Source organism: Mycolicibacterium peregrinum, assembly GCF_001665625.1.
Classification (GTDB): Bacteria; Actinomycetota; Actinomycetes; order Mycobacteriales; family Mycobacteriaceae; genus Mycobacterium; species Mycobacterium peregrinum_B.
In genome coordinates this window covers 41,252-57,918 of record NZ_LZSY01000098.1, presented here as the reverse complement: position 1 = coordinate 57,918, position 16,667 = coordinate 41,252, and the positions used below count along the sequence as shown (strand labels likewise).

13 protein-coding genes are annotated in these 16,667 nt (G+C 67.5%); 3 read left to right on the top strand and 10 right to left on the bottom strand.

Annotated features, from left to right (window positions below):
• Positions 1 to 29: 29 nt before the first annotated feature.
• Both A5779_RS14375 and A5779_RS14370 read right to left on the bottom strand, forming a co-directional pair.
• On the bottom strand, positions 30 to 551 hold the full coding sequence (locus A5779_RS14375; RefSeq protein ID WP_064882941.1) for a DoxX family protein: 522 nt from the start codon (positions 549 to 551) through the stop codon (positions 30 to 32).
• A gap of 22 nt (positions 552 to 573) precedes the next feature.
• Positions 574 to 1,347: an SDR family NAD(P)-dependent oxidoreductase gene (locus A5779_RS14370; protein ID WP_064882939.1), complete on the bottom strand. Its 774-nt coding sequence runs from the start codon at positions 1,345 to 1,347 to the stop codon at positions 574 to 576.
• Between the two features lie 24 nt (positions 1,348 to 1,371).
• On the opposite strand from A5779_RS14370, the gene A5779_RS14365 reads away from it, so the two are divergent.
• Positions 1,372 to 1,971 (top strand): TetR/AcrR family transcriptional regulator, encoded by a 600-nt coding sequence (locus A5779_RS14365; RefSeq protein WP_064882937.1) that lies wholly within the window; start codon positions 1,372 to 1,374, stop codon positions 1,969 to 1,971.
• Between the two features lie 9 nt (positions 1,972 to 1,980).
• Here the strand turns inward: A5779_RS14365 and A5779_RS14360 are convergent, their stop codons facing one another.
• The 5 genes from A5779_RS14360 to A5779_RS14340 all read right to left on the bottom strand — a co-directional run bounded on the left by A5779_RS14360 (position 1,981) and on the right by A5779_RS14340 (position 6,402).
• A complete protein-coding gene (locus A5779_RS14360) occupies positions 1,981 to 3,237 on the bottom strand; it encodes a WS/DGAT domain-containing protein (RefSeq protein ID WP_110777316.1) in 1,257 nt (418 codons plus the stop codon).
• Positions 3,227 to 4,132 (bottom strand): alpha/beta fold hydrolase, encoded by a 906-nt coding sequence (locus A5779_RS14355; protein WP_110777312.1) that lies wholly within the window; start codon positions 4,130 to 4,132, stop codon positions 3,227 to 3,229. Before A5779_RS14355 ends, A5779_RS14360 begins: the two co-directional genes overlap by 11 nt.
• Positions 4,129 to 4,974, bottom strand: a complete 846-nt coding sequence (locus A5779_RS33555; protein ID WP_110777310.1) for a hypothetical protein — start codon at positions 4,972 to 4,974, stop codon at positions 4,129 to 4,131. The genes A5779_RS14355 and A5779_RS33555 overlap by 4 nt, the downstream gene beginning before the upstream one ends.
• Positions 4,971 to 5,630, bottom strand: a complete 660-nt coding sequence (locus tag A5779_RS14345) for an Rv1363c family protein (RefSeq protein ID WP_064882932.1) — start codon at positions 5,628 to 5,630, stop codon at positions 4,971 to 4,973. The genes A5779_RS33555 and A5779_RS14345 overlap by 4 nt, the downstream gene beginning before the upstream one ends.
• 130 nt (positions 5,631 to 5,760) lie before the next feature.
• Positions 5,761 to 6,402, bottom strand: coding sequence for a TetR/AcrR family transcriptional regulator (locus A5779_RS14340; protein WP_236734768.1), 642 nt, complete (start codon positions 6,400 to 6,402; stop codon positions 5,761 to 5,763).
• A 99-nt stretch (positions 6,403 to 6,501) separates the two neighbouring features.
• Here A5779_RS14340 and A5779_RS14335 point away from each other — a divergent pair, with 99 nt between their 5' ends.
• Positions 6,502 to 7,374: an alpha/beta fold hydrolase gene (locus A5779_RS14335; protein ID WP_413784919.1), complete on the top strand. Its 873-nt coding sequence runs from the start codon at positions 6,502 to 6,504 to the stop codon at positions 7,372 to 7,374.
• Positions 7,371 to 10,307, top strand: a complete 2,937-nt coding sequence (locus A5779_RS14330; RefSeq protein ID WP_064882927.1) for an aminotransferase — start codon at positions 7,371 to 7,373, stop codon at positions 10,305 to 10,307. Before A5779_RS14335 ends, A5779_RS14330 begins: the two co-directional genes overlap by 4 nt.
• On the opposite strand, the gene A5779_RS14325 is transcribed toward A5779_RS14330, so the two are convergent.
• Genes A5779_RS14325 through A5779_RS14315 form a run of 3 tightly spaced genes read right to left on the bottom strand, consistent with a single transcriptional unit; the run spans position 10,265 to position 16,603 of the window.
• Positions 10,265 to 13,105, bottom strand: a complete 2,841-nt coding sequence (locus A5779_RS14325) for an AAA family ATPase (RefSeq protein ID WP_064882925.1) — start codon at positions 13,103 to 13,105, stop codon at positions 10,265 to 10,267. The two genes, A5779_RS14330 and A5779_RS14325, sit on opposite strands and share 43 nt — an antisense overlap.
• A 40-nt stretch (positions 13,106 to 13,145) precedes the next feature.
• The gene (locus tag A5779_RS14320) at positions 13,146 to 15,974 is read right to left on the bottom strand and encodes a LuxR C-terminal-related transcriptional regulator (protein ID WP_236734767.1); all 2,829 of its coding nucleotides are present in this window, start codon (positions 15,972 to 15,974) and stop codon (positions 13,146 to 13,148) included.
• Positions 15,971 to 16,603, bottom strand: coding sequence for a sigma-70 family RNA polymerase sigma factor (locus A5779_RS14315; protein ID WP_064882923.1), 633 nt, complete (start codon positions 16,601 to 16,603; stop codon positions 15,971 to 15,973). Before A5779_RS14315 ends, A5779_RS14320 begins: the two co-directional genes overlap by 4 nt.
• Positions 16,604 to 16,667 lie beyond the last annotated feature (64 nt).

Below are 16,667 nucleotides of genomic sequence, written 5' to 3'. Positions count from 1 at the left end.
GCGAGTTCGCGTCTGCTCGGCGGGAAAAGCTAGGACTTCACCGGCGGGCGGAAGAAGATCACCAGCTGGCCGATGCCACCGGCCAGGCCGAGGACGACCGCGATCGCCAGACCGCACCACCCATGCAGGTAGTGGTAGAAGCTCGAACTGGAGAACAGCAGGTGGTCGAGGCTGTAGCGACCTGCACCGGTGCCGGCGATCGCCACGGCGGCCACCGCGAGGATCAGGTTGTACTCCCAGCCCTCCTTGACGATGAAAAAGCCGTTGTGCCGGTGCACGGTCCAAGCCGCCACCAGCATCAGCGCCACGAACCCGGCTGCGGGCACCGGGGTCAGCAGGCCCAAAGCCAAGCCCAGCCCAGCCGCCATTTCGGTGCTGGCTGCGACCCGGGCGTGGAACAGGCCCGGCTTCATGCCGATGCTGTCGAACCATCCCGCGGTGCCGGGGATCCGCCCCCCACCGAAGAACTTGTTGTAGCCGTGTGCGGCCATGGTCAGGCCGAGCACCACGCGCAGGAGCAGGATCGCAGTGTCGTAAGCAGAGGAAGCCATGTAACAGAATCTAGGACATCTGTTAAGCCGCCGCCCAGCCCCCATCCACACTGAGGATCACCCCGTGGATGTTTCCGGCGTCGTCGCCGGCCAGGAAGGTCACCGCCGCGGCGACCTCCTCGGGGGTGCTCATCCGGCGCGACGGGATGCGGGCCAGCACCGGTCCGATCTCGTCGGCCACGTCAGCGGCCCGTTCCGTCGCGATCGGCCCGGGGGCCACCGCGTTCACCCGGACCCCACGCGGGCCGTACTCGACCGCCCACGACTTCGTCAGCGAGTGCACCGCCGCCTTGGTCGACGAGTACAGCGCCGCGCGGTCTCCACCGATCAGCCCCGTGATCGAGCCGACGTTGACCACCGCGCCGTGGCCACGTTCGGCCATGGCCGGCGCCAGCGCTCCGGTCAGCAGGAACGGTGCGATGACGTTGGTCTGGTAAGACTCCAGCAGCGCGTGCTCGGTGACCTCGCCGGTAGGTTCGGGCATCCCCCAGACCCCGGCGTTGTTGACGAGGATGTCCAGCTGCGCGCCGGCTGTCGCAGCGACCTCGCGGGCCTGCTGGGCCAGGCGCTGCACCTCGTCCGCCCCGGCCCCGAGGTCGGCGGCGACGAACTCGGCTCGCCCTCCGGCGGCACGGATCTCGGCGACGACGGAGTCGCCGCGTTCCTTGTTGCGGCCGCTGACGATGACGAAGGCACCCTGCGCGGCGAGGGCCTTGGCGATGGCGACACCGAGGCCGCCGGTGGATCCTGTGACAAGTGCTGTGCGGCCTTGCAGGCGCGTAGTGTTTGGACTCATGAGTCCAGGTATAGGCCGCTAAAAATGGACCTGCAAGTCCAGAAACTGACTGCCAAGGGCGAGGCCACCCGACGCCGCATCATCGAGGGTGCCGCGTCGGTGATCCGCAGCCACGGGGTGGCTGCCACCACGTTGGACGATATCCGCGCCCACACCCAGACGTCCAAGAGCCAGCTGTTCCACTACTTTCCCGACGGCAAGGACCAACTGCTGCTCGCGGTGGCCGAACGCGAAGCCCAGATGGTGCTGGAGGATCAGCAGCCCTACCTCGGTGAGCTGACCTCCTGGGCCGCCTGGCAGCGCTGGCGCGACGCGGTCGTGGAACGCTACCGCCGCCAGGGACAGAGCTGCCCGCTGAGTCTGCTGATGTCGGAGATCGGCCGCACCACTCCCGGCGCCCAGGCGGTCACCAAAGCCCTACTGCAGCAATGGCATGACGAGATCTCAGCAGGTATCCGGCACATGCAGTCGCAGGGAAAGATGGCTGCCGATCTGGATGCCGAAAAGGTGGGCGCCGCCCTGCTGGCCGGGATCCAGGGCGGGGTCAGCGTGATGCTGGCCTCCGGTGACCTGAGCTACCTCGAGTCCGCGCTGGATGTCGGCATCGCAATGCTGCGTCGCTAGGCCGATCAATCACAACGCCGCTTCGAGCCGCTCGACATACCCGTCGACGTCCCCGATCGCCGACTCTGCCCCGAACACACTGATCGAGATGGTGTCCCCCACGCCCGTCACGCAGTGAGTGAGCCCCACCATCGGCGACAATCCGGGAAACGCCGCCGCCAGCCGTACCGGCATACCTCCGAACGAGAAATCCGCGGCACCGCAGTTCACACTGGACACCACGGTATTCCCGGTGACCGTCGCCGAACGTGCGTCAGGATTGAACTGGCCGATCCCCCACCGCAGAAGCGGGGCCGGAGTGGCGGCGAAGGCACGTTCCGAGGCCCGCATCGCCGGGTGTGCGGCGCGTTCCCGCCGCGCCGCCAGTTCAGCAGCGATCGCGGCGCGGCGCTGCGTCACCGGCAGCGACGGATGCAGCCCAACGCCGACCGTGCCGAAATGGTTGTAGGCCTGGCGTGGACCGGATTTCGCCATGGTCACCTCGGCGCCGAGAGTGGCCGGATCCGTCCCGAGCTCACGGAGCTGCCCGGCCAGGGCTTCGGAGATTCCGGCCAGGGCACAGACCGTCACGGTCGCGCCCGCGAGCTGCGCCCGATCGCGGACCACCGTCCGCATACTGCGTACACCCGTCGGGCGGTCGTTGGTCCGAAGAGGACGGCGCGGTGTCGCGGCCGGCGGCACCCGGCCGGCCTCGGTGTCGGCCACCAACTGCCGGTGCGCCCGGGCCGCTTCGATGCTCCGCCAAGGCAGCATCGCCGGGTGGCCGTACACCGGCACAACCGGTGCAACCGCTCCCTGACGACCGAACATCACCGCTGCCGGACCGCAGGTGCGCCCACCGCCGCCGAGGGCGTGCGTGATCTGCAGGACCGCAACGGTGCCGGCACCAGTGACACCGGGTATCCCCTCGACGCCGGGGAAGACATGAAGCCGCCACGGCGCCAACTGCGCATCGAGTTGAGCATCCACCAGCTCGCCCACGGCGGCCAGACAACCCAGCCAGGTCGGCTGATCGAGATCGTGTACCACGAACCGGAATTCGTCGACCGGAGCTGGTACCCAGGCCGGGTAGTGCAGCCGCGCACTGTCATCGATCCGCTGTGAGAGGTCCGGGCTGGTGCCGGCATTGGCAGCCAACTCGACGAGCGCCCCGGGCAGATCGACGGGCACACCGTCGAATCCGTACAGCAGGAACGTGTCGTTGGGCATCCTGGACGACATCCAGAACATCTGCGCATCGACCGCAGTGAGTCGGTTAACCGGCACGTCCGATGAAGTCCAGGATGCGGGCCGCTGTGGCGTCGGGCTGATCGAGTTGCAGGAAGTGACCACCGGATTCGACGACATGGGTGTCGCTGCCTGCGGGCAGCACCTCGCGCACCCAGCGGATGTAATGCGGTGCGGCACAGCCGTCATCGGTACCGTGCAGATACAGCGACGGCAGTACCGGCGGCAACGCCAAGTGCTCGTGTAGCTCGGCGTACCGGGCCGGCGGCTTGCTCATCCGGATCGTGGCCCGGTAGTAGCCCAGCGCGGCGCGCCAGCGGTCCGGCGCCCCGATCGCGGCGTCGACGTGGCGCAGGTCCTCGGCGGCGTCGTATCCCGGCGACCATGTCTTCCACAACCGCGGCACCACCCAGGACGCGGAACGCTCAGGCAACCAAGGCAATTGGAAGTACATCATGTACCAGCTGCGCAATGCCTGACGCGGCAGCTGAGCCAACAGCTTGCCCGCGTCAGGCACCCGTCCCAGCGGCTGGAACGAGGCCATCGGCGGTACCGACATGATCACCGCTCTGGCGAACGGGTTGTCCGGCAGCGCAGCCACTCCCGCTGCCGCCATGGCACCCCAGTCATGGCCGATTATCACATCACGCCCCGTCGGTCCGACCGCCTGCAAAAGGTTCAGCGCGTCGTCCATCAGCGCAGCGACGTGATAGCTGCCGTCGGCAGGAATCGACGAGGGCACGTAGCCCCGCATGAACGGCGCCACCACTTTCCAGCCGGCCTCCGCCAAGGTCGGGGCGACCTTGCGCCAACCGTAGGCGGTGTCGGGAAACCCATGTAGGCACAACGCCACCGGACCGTCATCGGGCCCCCACGCCAACGCCCGCAGTTGTACTGCAGGGGTGGCGACATCGATCCAGCGCGGCTCGGTCACAGTGGCACCGGCTCGTACTCGGACATCAGCCATTGGCCACCGTCTTTGACCATCGTCACCCGCGCCACCGACGGGTGCTTCTTCGGCATTTCGTCGCCGACCTGGACACTCTGATTGACGAACAGCACCAACTCGACGCGGTCGGGTTTCGCGGTCGCGGTCCCAGCCTCCAGTACGTCGGCGACTGCCGCGATCCGCTGCGCGTGTGCGGCCGGGATCACCTCGTTGATCATCGCTGTGTAGGTACCGCGAAAATTCCCGGTCATCCGGTCGCGGGCCGCGGTGAGCTGTTGGTCGACGGTTTCGGTCTCATACGACAGCATCTGGGCCGTGATGTCCTTGGCCGCCTGAACCGATTCGACTCGTGCCGTGTCACTTTCGTTCTGCGACACGGTCAGCCAGCGCAGCACCCCAGAGGCCGTCGCCAACACCAAGGCGATGATCGCCAGCACGACAGGCAGGCTGACCCGAGCGCGCGGATGGGACGGTTCGGCCTCTTCGGCGCGTTCCGCGGGCTCCACCGCCTCGTCAGCTTCTTCGGTTTCGTCGGCTTCGTCGGCGGGCTTGTCGGCGACGACGGGCTCGTCGGCTGGCCCGACCGATTCCTCGACCGCCGCCTCCTCGGCACCGTCCGGCTCGACGCTGTCCGACTCGGCACTGCCCGGCTCGACGCTGCCGGGCTCAACGCTGCCGGGCTCGGCACTGTCCGACTCGACGCTGTCGGGCTCGGGGCTCGCCTTCTCCAGGCTGACCGGCTCGGCGGCTACGGGCTCGGCAAACTCTGCGGATTCGGCTGCGGCCTTACGACGCCCCGCCGGCGGCATCTTGTGCCGGCCGCTCACTGGATGAACTCCACGTTGGAAACCTTTGCCTTGCCCTCAATATCCTGCACTGTCAATACCATTCGCCACACCTGGGGATCCTGCTCGGGCACGCCCGCATTCGTGGACCGAACGGTCACGGACATGAGCACGTCCGCCTTGTCCTCCGAGTAGGACTCCAAAGCCGATGCGGTTACTGTGCCCACCGACTTCGACTTGATCTGTTTGACCACGTCCAGGAAGGACTTCGAACGTTTCTCGAAGTCGTCGTAGAAGCGCCCGGTCGATGAGTCGAGCACTCGCTGGACGTCGTCTTCGGCGTGCTCCCAGTCGATGCTTGTCAGGTTGGACGCGCCTTGGCGGGCAGTTTCCAGGAACATGTCACGTCGCTGCTGTTCCTGATGGACCTGGTAGTAGTCATAGCCCAGCCAACCGGTCAGCGCCACGAGTGCGACAACGAGCACGCCGCCGACAACCGACGCAGTCTTCGGGCGCAGGGACCGGCGTCGTTCGGGGGCCGTGTGCTCGGCCTCGTCCGACTCTTCCTCGGCGACCTCACCGTCGGCGTCCTCGTCGGTTTGTTCGACAGCCTGGGCGTCGGGTTCTGGGGCGGACGGGCTCGGCTCCTCGGCCTCGGTCGGCTCGACCGACTCGGCGTCGGCGCTGTCGTCTGCCATACATCTGCTCCTCGGTGGCACTGCGGTATCGCGCGTGCGACAGCACGCGTGCGGTCCAACGTACGTGGCACCGGTCACACCGTCATCAGCGGTACCGGCAGTCCCGGATACGCCTCTCGGGCGGCCGCCCTTACGTGCTACCGGGCTCTCTGCACGTGATGCGCGCCCCCACCGCGCGCAGCGCAAAGTCCACCGCGGCGGCGCACGCACCCTCCCAATCCCCGTCGGCTCCCAGCCGGGACAGCTCATGGCTGACCACTGCGCGGATGGCCGCGGCATCCCGCTCCGGCCTGGTCAGCGGAAACGACGCGTCGTCCAGGCCGCGGCGCAGGAGAGCTGCCAGCGACCGTTCGCGGTCGATCCGCCACTGTTCCTGCCCGGCGAGGTAGCCCTTGGCCGAGCGAACCTCCTCCAGATCCAGAACCAACGCCTGCCCGCGCAGTCGCGCGTCGTGTATCACGTCGAACGACACCCTGATCCACTGCTCGAGCTGTTCTGCGGGCGCACCATCGGTGTCGTCGGCGATCTCGTCGAGCCTGCGACCCAACGCCCTGCCCGCGCTCTGTTGCATGGCCAGGAACAACGCGTCCTTGGATTCGAAGTGGCGATAGAAGGCCCGGGTGGACAGCCCGGCGCGAGCCAGCACCGATGCGATCGGCACGGCACCGGTGTGGGGCTCGGCCAGGCAGGTGAAGGCGGCCCTGATGATCGCGCGGCGCTCGGCGGCGTCGCGCGCCGCGTCATCCGGCTCGATACCTGGATCAATCCGCACGATTGACGATTCTAGAAACGGCCCGCTTGCACGGGTCGCAGATGCGACGAAAACACCCCTGGGTAACGTGACTTCCGGGGCCTGCCGAGAGGAATGTCCGTGAGCACCGGGAAAACCGCGCACAGCGAGTCACGCATCGTCACGTTCCGGGGCGTCGACGATCTGAATCTGGTCGGCGACGAATGGAACCGCGACGCCGCGTCCGCTGCTGACCGACCTACGGTTCTGCTACTTCACGGCGGCGGGCAGAACCGGTACTCCTGGAAGAACACCGGGCAGATCCTGGCCGACGACGGCGTGCACGTGATCGCGCTCGACGCGCGTGGTCACGGCGACAGCGACCGCTCCCCCAGCGCGAACTATTCGGTGGAAGCGCTGAGCTCCGACGTGCAGCACGTGCTGTATCAAGTCGGCCGGCCGGTGGTGCTGATCGGGGCCAGCATGGGCGGGCTGACCAGCATCCTGGCGTCCCACGAGGCCGGCCCGGAGCTGGTCACCAAACTCGTGCTGGTCGATGTGGTGCCCCGGTTCGAGAAGAGCGGTAGCGCGCGTATCCGCGACTTCATGTTCACCAACGTGGACGGTTTCGACTCCCTCGAACAGGCTGCCGAGGCGGTCTCCGCCTACCTGCCCCACCGCACGAAGCCGCGCAGCCCGGAGGGGCTGAAGAAGAACCTGCGGCAGCGCGACGGGCGTTGGTACTGGCACTGGGATCCGGCCTTCCTCACCAAGCCCGAGGACGATCCGTTCGCCCGTGTCGACAAGCTGGAATCAGCCGCGATGAACCTGACCATCCCGATCCTGCTGATCCGCGGCAAGCTCTCCGATGTGGTCAGCCCCGAGGGCGTGCAGGACTTTCTGGAGAAGGTGCCTGCCGCCGAGTTCGTCGAGCTGTCCGATGCGGGGCACACCGCCGCCGGGGACGACAACGACGCATTCACCGAGGTCGTCGTGGAGTTCGTCGGGCGGTGAGCGCCACCCGCGACACCGTAGGCTTCAACTTTCTGCGCCAGCCTGAGCTGCCCGCACCTCAGGTCGGCGAATCATCCGCCCGCGACATCCTGGCCACCCATTTCGGCCTACGGGCGAGTGTGAAATCGCTGGGCAGCCAGCAGGATAAGAATTTCCTGGTGGGTGACGGCGACGCGATCACCGGGGTGCTGAAGATCGCGAACCCCGCGTTCAACGAGATCGAGCTGAGTGCTCAGGAGTTGGCCGCAGACCTGATCGCAGCAGCCGAACCGAATTTGCGCGTGGCGCAGCCGTTGCCCAACCAGCGCGGCGAAAAGCTCACCGCGGTAACCGGTCTGGGCCTGAACCGGACCGACGACACCGCCTACGTGCGACTGCTGCGACACCTGCCCGGCGGAACCCTCATCGAGTCCGGCTACCTGCCGCCGGCCACGGTCGCCGAACTGGGTGCACTGGCCGGACGGGTCAGCCGAGCATTGGCCGGTTTCAGCCATCCCGGCCTCGACCGGATCCTGCAGTGGGACCTGCGTTACGGCGCCGAGGTGGTATCCCACCTGGCAGTCCACGTCGACGACGATGCTGCACGTACCCGCCTGGAGACTGCGGCCGATGCGGCGTGGGCCCGCATCGCACCACTGGCCGACGCACTGCCCCGGCAAGCCGTGCACATGGACCTGACCGACGCCAATGTCGTGGTCTCCCGCGGCGTCGGCGGTACCGTGCACCCCGACGGCATCATCGATCTCGGCGATCTGGCCGACAGTTGGGCCGTGAGCGAACTGGCCATCACACTGTCCTCGGTACTGCAACATCCCGGAGCCGACCCGGTGGCCGTGCTGCCCGGCATCCGAGCCTTCCATGCCATCCGACCCTTGAGCGTTGCCGAGGCAGAAGCGTTGTGGCCGTTGCTGGTACTGCGCACCGCGGTGCTGATCATCAGCGGAGCACATCAGGCCGGTTTCGACCCGGACAACGACTACCTCACCGAGCAGTCCGACGGCGAGTGGCAGATGTTCGAGTCCGCCACCTCGGTGCCGATGGACGTGATGACGGCGCTGATCAAGGCCGACCTCGGGCTGGCCGCACCGCCCGAGCCGGTTCCGGTTGACCGGCCGATGCTCACCGTGCCGGGGCCGGTGGTGACGCTGGATCTGGGTGCGACGTCCGATGATCTGAGCGACGCCTTCACGGCCGGCGGCTGGGTGAAACCCGATATCGAAGACGAATTGGCCAGGGCCGCACTGGCCGACGGCGCCGCACTGGTGGTGACCCGGTACGGACAACCGCGGATCGCGCAGGCTCCCGCGTTGAGCCAGGACGAGCCGGCCGTGGCGCCGACCGGAATCAGTATGTGGGCTGCTGAATCCACCCCGCTGGTAGTGCCTTTCAGCGGTGAGATCGTCGATCGCTCAGCCTCTGCGGTGACGTTCCGCGGCACCGACTTCGAGCTGACTTTGACCGGAGTGAGCGCCGGTTCGGGAGACGGGATGGGCGTGGCCGCACCGGGTCGACGTGTCGAACTCGCAGTGCGGCCCGTCGGCGCGCCGGTGGCACCGCATCTGACCACGCCCGCACTCGCTCCCGGCTGGCTGGCACTGTGCCGAGATCCACGGCCGCTGCTGGGATTACCGCCATTATCCGCCGATGATTCCGAGCCCGATCTGATGGTCCGGCGCGACCGCGCATTCGCACCCGTACAGGAGCACTACTACCGCCGACCGCCGCGAATCGAACGGGGCTGGCGACACTTCCTGATGTCCACCAGCGGACGCTGCTATCTGGACATGGTCAACAACGTCACGGTGTTGGGCCACGCGCACCCGCGGGTCGCGGCGGCAGCAGCCCGGCAGCTGCGCAAGCTGAACACCAACTCACGGTTCAACTACGCCTCCGTCGTCGAATTCAGCGAACGCCTGGCCGAGCTCCTGCCAGATCCGCTCGACACGGTATTTCTGGTCAACTCCGGATCTGAGGCCAGTGACCTGGCGCTGCGGTTGGCGACCGCAGCGGCCGGGCGCCCCGATGTGGTGGCGATGCGCGAGGCGTATCACGGCTGGACGTACGGCACCGACGCCGTGTCGACCTCTACCGCGGACAACCCGAATGCGCTCACCACCCGGCCGGATTGGGTGCACACCGTCGAATCGCCCAACAGCTTCCGCGGCAAGTACCGCGGTAGTGAGGTCGGGCGATACGCGGTGGACGCGGTGGCCCAGATCGACCAGTTGATCGCCGAGGGGCGCGCCCCGGCCGCGTTCATCTGCGAGACGGTATACGGCAATGCCGGCGGCATGGCCCTACCCGACGGATACCTGGAGCAGGTCTACGCGGCGGTGCGCGGGGCGGGCGGATACGCGGTCGCGGATGAAGTCCAGGTCGGCTACGGTCGTCTGGGCGAATGGTTTTGGGGCTTCGACCAACAGGGAGTGGTCCCCGACATTGTGTCGATGGCCAAATCGGTCGGTAACGGTTATCCGCTGGGGGCGGTGGTCACCAGCCGCGCCATCGCCGAGGCCTTCCGCAGCCAGGGTTACTTCTTCTCCTCCACCGGCGGCAGTCCACTGTCATGCGCGATCGGAATGACGGTGCTCGACGTGCTGAACGACGAAGACCTGCAAGGCAACGCGTCCCGCGTCGGCGCTCATCTGAAGTCGCGACTGGAGGAACTGGCCGAGCGGCACTCGATCATCGGCACCGTCCATGGCGTCGGCCTGTACCTCGGCGTCGAGATGATCCGCGATCCCGACACCCTCGAGCCGGCCACCGAGGAAACGGCCCTCATCTGTGATCGGATGCTCGAACTCGGGGTGATCATCCAGCCGACCGGCGACCACCAGAACATCCTGAAAACCAAGCCGCCGTTGTGCATCGACATCGAAGCGGCCGATTTCTACGCCGACACCCTGGACCGGGTACTTACCGAAGGCTGGTGAGCGAGGCTGTCCGACAAGCCCCGAAGTTGCCGACGAGAGGTAACCGAGAGCTTGGCGAACACTTTCCGCAGGTGCCACTCGACCGTGTGGGTGCTGATGAACAGCTGCTCTCCGATCGCAGCGTTGGTCAGTCCGGCTGCTGCGAGCCGCGCGATCTGTGCCTCCTGAGCCGTCAGGACGTCGCCGCCGGCGACCGGCCGCCGGCCCGCGCGCTCGCCCTTCGCGATCAACTCGCGCCCGGCACGATCAGCGAAAGCCCGGGCACCGAAGGTGCGGAACATGTCGTGCGCGATGGTGAGCTGTTCCTTGGCCGCCGACCGGCGCTTCCGACGGCGCAGCCATTCTCCGTAGCGCAGATGGGCCCGGGCCAGGTGGACCCTGATGCGGGTACGCCCCAACCGGTCGATCGCTTCACGGTAGTGAGCCTCGGCATCTCCATCGTCGGCCACCAGAGCCCGTGCACCCGCCAAAGTCCCCAGAGCCCAATCCGTGTCGCGAACCGATAAACGCTCGGTAAGGCGCCCGCAGGCCTCCTGCGCAGCGTCGATGTTGCCGATGCGGGTCGCCGCCTCGATCAGTTCGACCAGATACCAGCCATACAGTCCGAGGTCCTCATACTCGGCAGCCTGCTGGGCCGCGACGAACGCCTCCTCATAGCGGCCCAGACCATTGCAGAGCACGGCGGTCGCATATCGGGCCAGGCCCAGCACCCGGCCTTCCCCAGAGGCCGATGCCGCCTCGGCACCAGCCTTGAGCGCATCGAGATCTTCCGGATCACCCTTCCACGCATCCAGCGCAAGAGAGTGATAGCGCAGCGGTGAGTAGTAGCGGGTCGACAGAAAGGTCGAATCAGCCTCCGTCAGAAGGGCTTCGGCGGCAACGAGCTCGCCGGCCAACATGTGCACGACGGCCCGGTAGGCCAGGGTCTCCGGAAGCAGCGCCAACGCGTCGGACGCCCGGACTCGTCGCACCGCCGCCGTGGAGAGCCGGTGCACCAACCCGTCATCCCACAGTTCATAGGCCGTGGACTGCTGGATGAGAGGCAGCGCGGGCACCATCCACCGCGACGCCGGGGAATCGGCATCGAGACGATGCGCGCCCAGCCTCTCCACCGCCGCCGGCAATCCCTCCCCGGCATACGGAACACCGGTGATCTGAGCCGTCATGCCCCGCAACACGGTGCCCACCGGCCCAGAACCGGTGGATAGGCGTTCGATACCGCACCGCGCGGTCTCGGCCGTCCGCGCCACGGCCGGGATATCTCCGAGCCGGCCTGCGTACATCGCCGCAGCGAGAGCTTCGAGATGCGTCTCAAGGCTCACTTCAGCGTCGAAGTGCTCGAATTCGACTGCAGCATCACTCATCCGGGATGCGATCTCACTCAACGAAGCCGCCGCGCCGTCGCCGCTGCGCCGCTTGGCGAACTCCATCTGCGCGGACAACCGCGCGGCTCGTGCCCGCTGCAGGCCGGTCATCGGTGCCAGGCCTGCCATGCCGAGCAACGTGTCGGCATCGGAAAAGGCGCCGGCATCGAGCTTGGCCCGCGCTGCGGCCAGCGCGCGGTCACAGCGAAGGTCCGGAACCGATGTCAGGACCGCGGCCCGCTCGAGAAATGTTGCGGCAACGGCCATACCGATCTGCGCGTGCGCATGACCGGCAGCGACTTCCAGTTGCGCTGCCACCTCATCGTCGGGCCACGTCACGGCGTTGGCGATATGCCAGATCCGGCGGTCCGGATCGATCTCGACATCGGTGACTTCGGCCAGTACACGGTGCATCTCGCGGCGTGCGGACGGGTCGGCAGCGTGGTAAGCGGCCGACCGGGCCAGGGGGTGCAGAAACCGCACATCGGAGTCGATTTCGATCACTCGGGCGACCACCGCGGGCGCCAGCATGTCGGCAGTGATCCCAAGCCGGTCCGCGACGCGACCCAACACAGCGGCATCACCGACGGGCTCGGCCGCAGCGGCGAGGAGCAGCTGCCGAGTCGTTTCGGGCAGCGCGCGAATCAACTCGACATAGTCGAGCTCGATTCTTTTGACCCCCGAAGGGGTGTCGCCGCGGCGCAGCGCCCCGGCAAGTTCTGCAGCGGCACGATCATGCGGAAGTGAAACCAACGCAAGCGGATTACCCCGGGTCTCGGCGATGATCCGATCGCTGACGCGCGGGTCGAGTCGGGTCATCATCACCGTGCCCAGCAGGTCTCGCGCATGCTCATCCGACAACGGGCCGATCATGCGCTCGGGCAATCCGCTCAGCACGTCCACCCCGAGGTCACGGGTCGCGAACACCAGCCCGGCCCGTTCGGTGGTCAACCGCCTCGCCACAGCGGCCAGAACGGCCAGCGTCGCAGGGTCCAGCCAATGTGCGTCGTCGAGAACCCAGACCAGCGGTTCATCGCGGCAGGCGGCGGTCAGCAAATTCAAAACCGCTGACTGCACCAATTTTTCGGTCGGCGGCGCACCGGATCCGAGTCCCAGAACCACCACCAGTGCGTCGCGTTGGTCTTCCGGCAGCCCGGCGAGGTGGCCGAGCAGCGGTCGGCACAACTGCTGTAGACCGGCGAAGTCGAGGTCCATGTCCAACGACACTCCGGTCACCCGTACCGATCGGTAGTGCCCGACCCGCTCGAGAAGGTGGTTCAGCAGTTCGGTCTTCCCGACGCCGCGCTGTCCGCGCAGCACCAGCACCCTGCCTCCGCTCCGCATTCCCGTGACCAGATCCTCCAGAACCCGGCATTCGGCATCGCGTCCGATCAGGACACGCGCGCCCGCATCGTGAAAAGGTTTCCGCCACATACACATATCGACCGAGCAGCAGCCGATTTTGTGACAGCCTCTACTTCCCCAGCTTCGCCGCGATGTGCCGACGGGAACGGATACCCAACTTGCCGAACACTTTTCGCAGGTGCCACTCGACGGTGTGAGCGCTGATGAACAGTTGCGCGCCGATCTCCGAATTGGTCAGTCCGTCGGCGGCGAGCCGGGCGATCTGCATCTCCTGCGCGGTGAGCGATGCGGCGTCGACCACCCGCCGGCCCGTTGCCCTGGCCGAAGTCGCTGCCCCCGCGGCGGCGAGTTCCCGGCGGGCCCGCTCGGCGAACCCGTCGGCGCCCAAGTCGCTCAGCAGGGTGTATGCCTGGCGGAGGCATTCGCGCGCTTCGCCCCGTCGCTGTTCGCTCCGCAGCCACTCGCCATACACCAAATAGGCCCGTGCAGTGAGCATTCGGACGCCCGTACGCTCGAGAAGCTCGATCGCATCGCGATAGCGTTGCTCGGCGACCGGGCCGTCTGCCACCAGCGCGCTGACATAGGCCGCTGTGCCGCGCACCCAATCGGTACCACTCACCGCAGCCATGTCTTCGATGTGTCGTACCGCTTCGGCCGCCTCGGCCGGACGGTCCAATCTTGCTGCCGCCTCGACCAACTCGACCATCGACCAGGTTGAGAGTCCAAGCTCCTGCGGGTAGGCGGACCCGCGTCGGGCCGCAGCGAGGGCCTCGTCATACCGGCCGAGCCCGTTGTACAGCACCGCGGCCGCCCATTCCGTCGCCGTCAGCGTCTTTCCCTCGCCGCGCAGCAACGGGTCGGAGGTGATCAGGTCGATGGCCTGCCGCGTGCGTGTCTCGTCACCGCGCCACGGTTCGACGACCACGGCGCCGTAGTGCGCGAAAAAGCTGCTTCCGGTGACCTCGCCCAACGTTGCCGCCTGAGCGACCAGCGCGTCGGAGGCCGCCAGGTCACCTGCATAGACGCGGTTCGACAGCCGCAGCAGCAGCGCCGACGGCAGGACGGCAAGTGCGCCGGCGTCCACAGCAAGCTCGACCAGCCTGGCCGACAGCGTGGACCAGGCGTCGAATTCCCAAGTGTTGTGCGCCAATCGGCACGCCAAGGGCAGCCAGCCCAGCCTGTCCGCTGGGGAGAACTCGCCCGTTCGATAGGCCGCGAGGGCACGATGAACCAGCGGCGCCCCCTGTGCGTAACCCGCAACCGTGATCCGGGAAACGCCTTCCAGGAGCAGATCTGAGCAAGCCGGGTCCGTGGGCCGCCGCATCGCCAGGATCGCAGCCGCCACCTGCTCCACGCCGACCTCGTCAGGCAATCTGCCGGCGGTGAGGGCGGCGTAGAACGCGTCGCGGTAGGTCTCGGTCGCGAGACCGCGGTCAACTGGCTCAAGTTGTTTGGCAGCAGCGAGCAGTGAGGGCAGGCCCGCGCTGGCACTGCGGAAGGCGAAGAGACTTCGTCCGCGCACCAGTTCGGCCAGGGCATGCTCACGCTTGTTCAACGGCAGCGTCGCGAGGTCGTCGAGCAGTTCGAGAGCCTCGCCGAACTCACCTGCTTCGCTCTTGGCCTGCGCAGCGGCCAACGCGCGGGAGCCACGTCGATGCGGATCAGGGGTCAGCTCTGCGGCCCGGTCGAGGAATGCCGCCGCCGCGGCAGCACCCCCGCGGGCGCGGGCGCGGGCGGCGGCCAGCTCGAGTGCGGAGGCCACCTCCTCATCCGGGTGCCCTGCGGCACTTGCCAAGTGCCACGTGCGTCGATCGGGATCGTGTTCGGGGTCGGTCGCCTCCGCCAACGCCCGGTGCACATGCCGCCGCTGCGATGTCGTCGCCGAACGGTAGGCCGCCGAACGGACCAGTGGATGCCGGAATCGGACCATGGTGCCGACCGTGAGCAGGTCCCCGGCCTGTGCTTCGGCGCCCGCGGCGACGATGTCGATATCCAACTGTGTGGCCGCGCGCCGCAGCAGCGCCACATCTCCCACCGGATCAGCCGCGGCGAGCAACACCAGAAGCTGGGCCTCGGATGACAACGAACCAAGGCGGCGCCGGAAGCCCTGCTCGATCTGGCCGGCCAGCGAATGGTCGTCGAGCCCGCCGGCAGCCACGGCCAGCTGCGCAGCAGTCACCTCACGTGGAAGTTCCAGGAGTGCAAGCGGATTCCCCTGGGACTCGGCCAGAATACGATCGAGCACCCGGTCGTCGACGCGGCCCGGGCAGCCCCGTGCCAGCAGAGTCCGGGCGTCGTGATCGCCCAGGCCCTCGATCCGCAGCGCGAGTAGATCCGTCAGGGCATCCCCCACGACGGGCTCACGTACCGCGAAGAGCAGGACCACCCGCTCGGCCAGCAGCCGGCGACCGACGAACGACAAGATCTGAGCGGAAATCCGATCCAACCATTGCGCATCGTCGATCAGACACACCACGGGTTGCCGCGCCGCCGCCTCCGCCAACAGGCTCAGGACTGCCAGGCCGACGAGGAACCGGTCCGCGGGAGTGCCCGCGCTGAGCCCGAACGCCGTTTCGAGCGCCGACCGCTGTGGGACAGGCAGCCGGTCGAAATGTTCCCGAAACGGCTCGCACAGCCGGTGCAGCCCGCCGAAAGCCAGCTCCGCCTCCGCCTCGATCCCCGCGATGCGCACCACCTGGCAACCGGGCGCATGGTCGCCCACGTAGTCGAGCAACGCGGTTTTGCCGATACCTGCCTCGCCCCGCAGCACCAGTGCTGCACTGCGACCGCCCGCCACCGCCGTGACCATGTCGTCGAGAGTGGTGCGCTCCCATCGCCGGCCGACAAGCCGTCCCCGGGTTCCGTCGAGCCGCTCCATCTCCTCGACGCGAGGTGTCTCGACGGTCCAGGCCAACCGGCCTGAGGTTTCGGCCCTCATGCGGCCCGTGAGCCGGCGTACTCGCCGGTGAGGAGCCGCTCCAGATCTCGGCGGTCGCCGGTGCGCGCGGCCCGCAAGAACGCGTTGGCAAGCCGGCGGTGCGTGGCGATCAGGACCGCTGAAGCACGCTCACCGGTAACGAGCCGGGTCTGGGCCCGGCGGACCAGTTGCCGCGTGTTCGCCACACTCGTCCGCAGGAGCGCTGCGATGTCGACGTAGGCGTATTCAAAGCCTTTGCGCAGCACGTAGGCGGCCAGCTCCGCCGGCGTCAACCTCGCCATCAGCAGGGCAACCAGCTCCTCGACCAGAGCAGTCTGTTCGGTCCGCGACACGGGCTCGTCGTCGACGGTGTCGATCAGGTAGTCCAACGGCGACGCGGTCGGTGCCTCGTGGCGGTACCGGGCCGACTGGATGACGTTGATCGCGAGGTTGGTCGTGGTGGTGGTCAGAAATGCGGCCGGGTTTTCCACGATCGTGCGATCGGTGCGCTGCCACCGCAGCCAGGCCTCCTGGACCAGGTCTTCGGCACCGCACACCTCGCCGGTGACTCGGTAGGCGATACCGAACAGCCGCGTGCGATGTGTGAGAAAGATGTCGAGAGCCAGGTCCAGTTCATCCGGTGTCGACATACCTCCACCTTGGATGCCACGGGGCCTCCGTCGCGCCACGGAACTGCGTGGTCGAGTCCGTGGG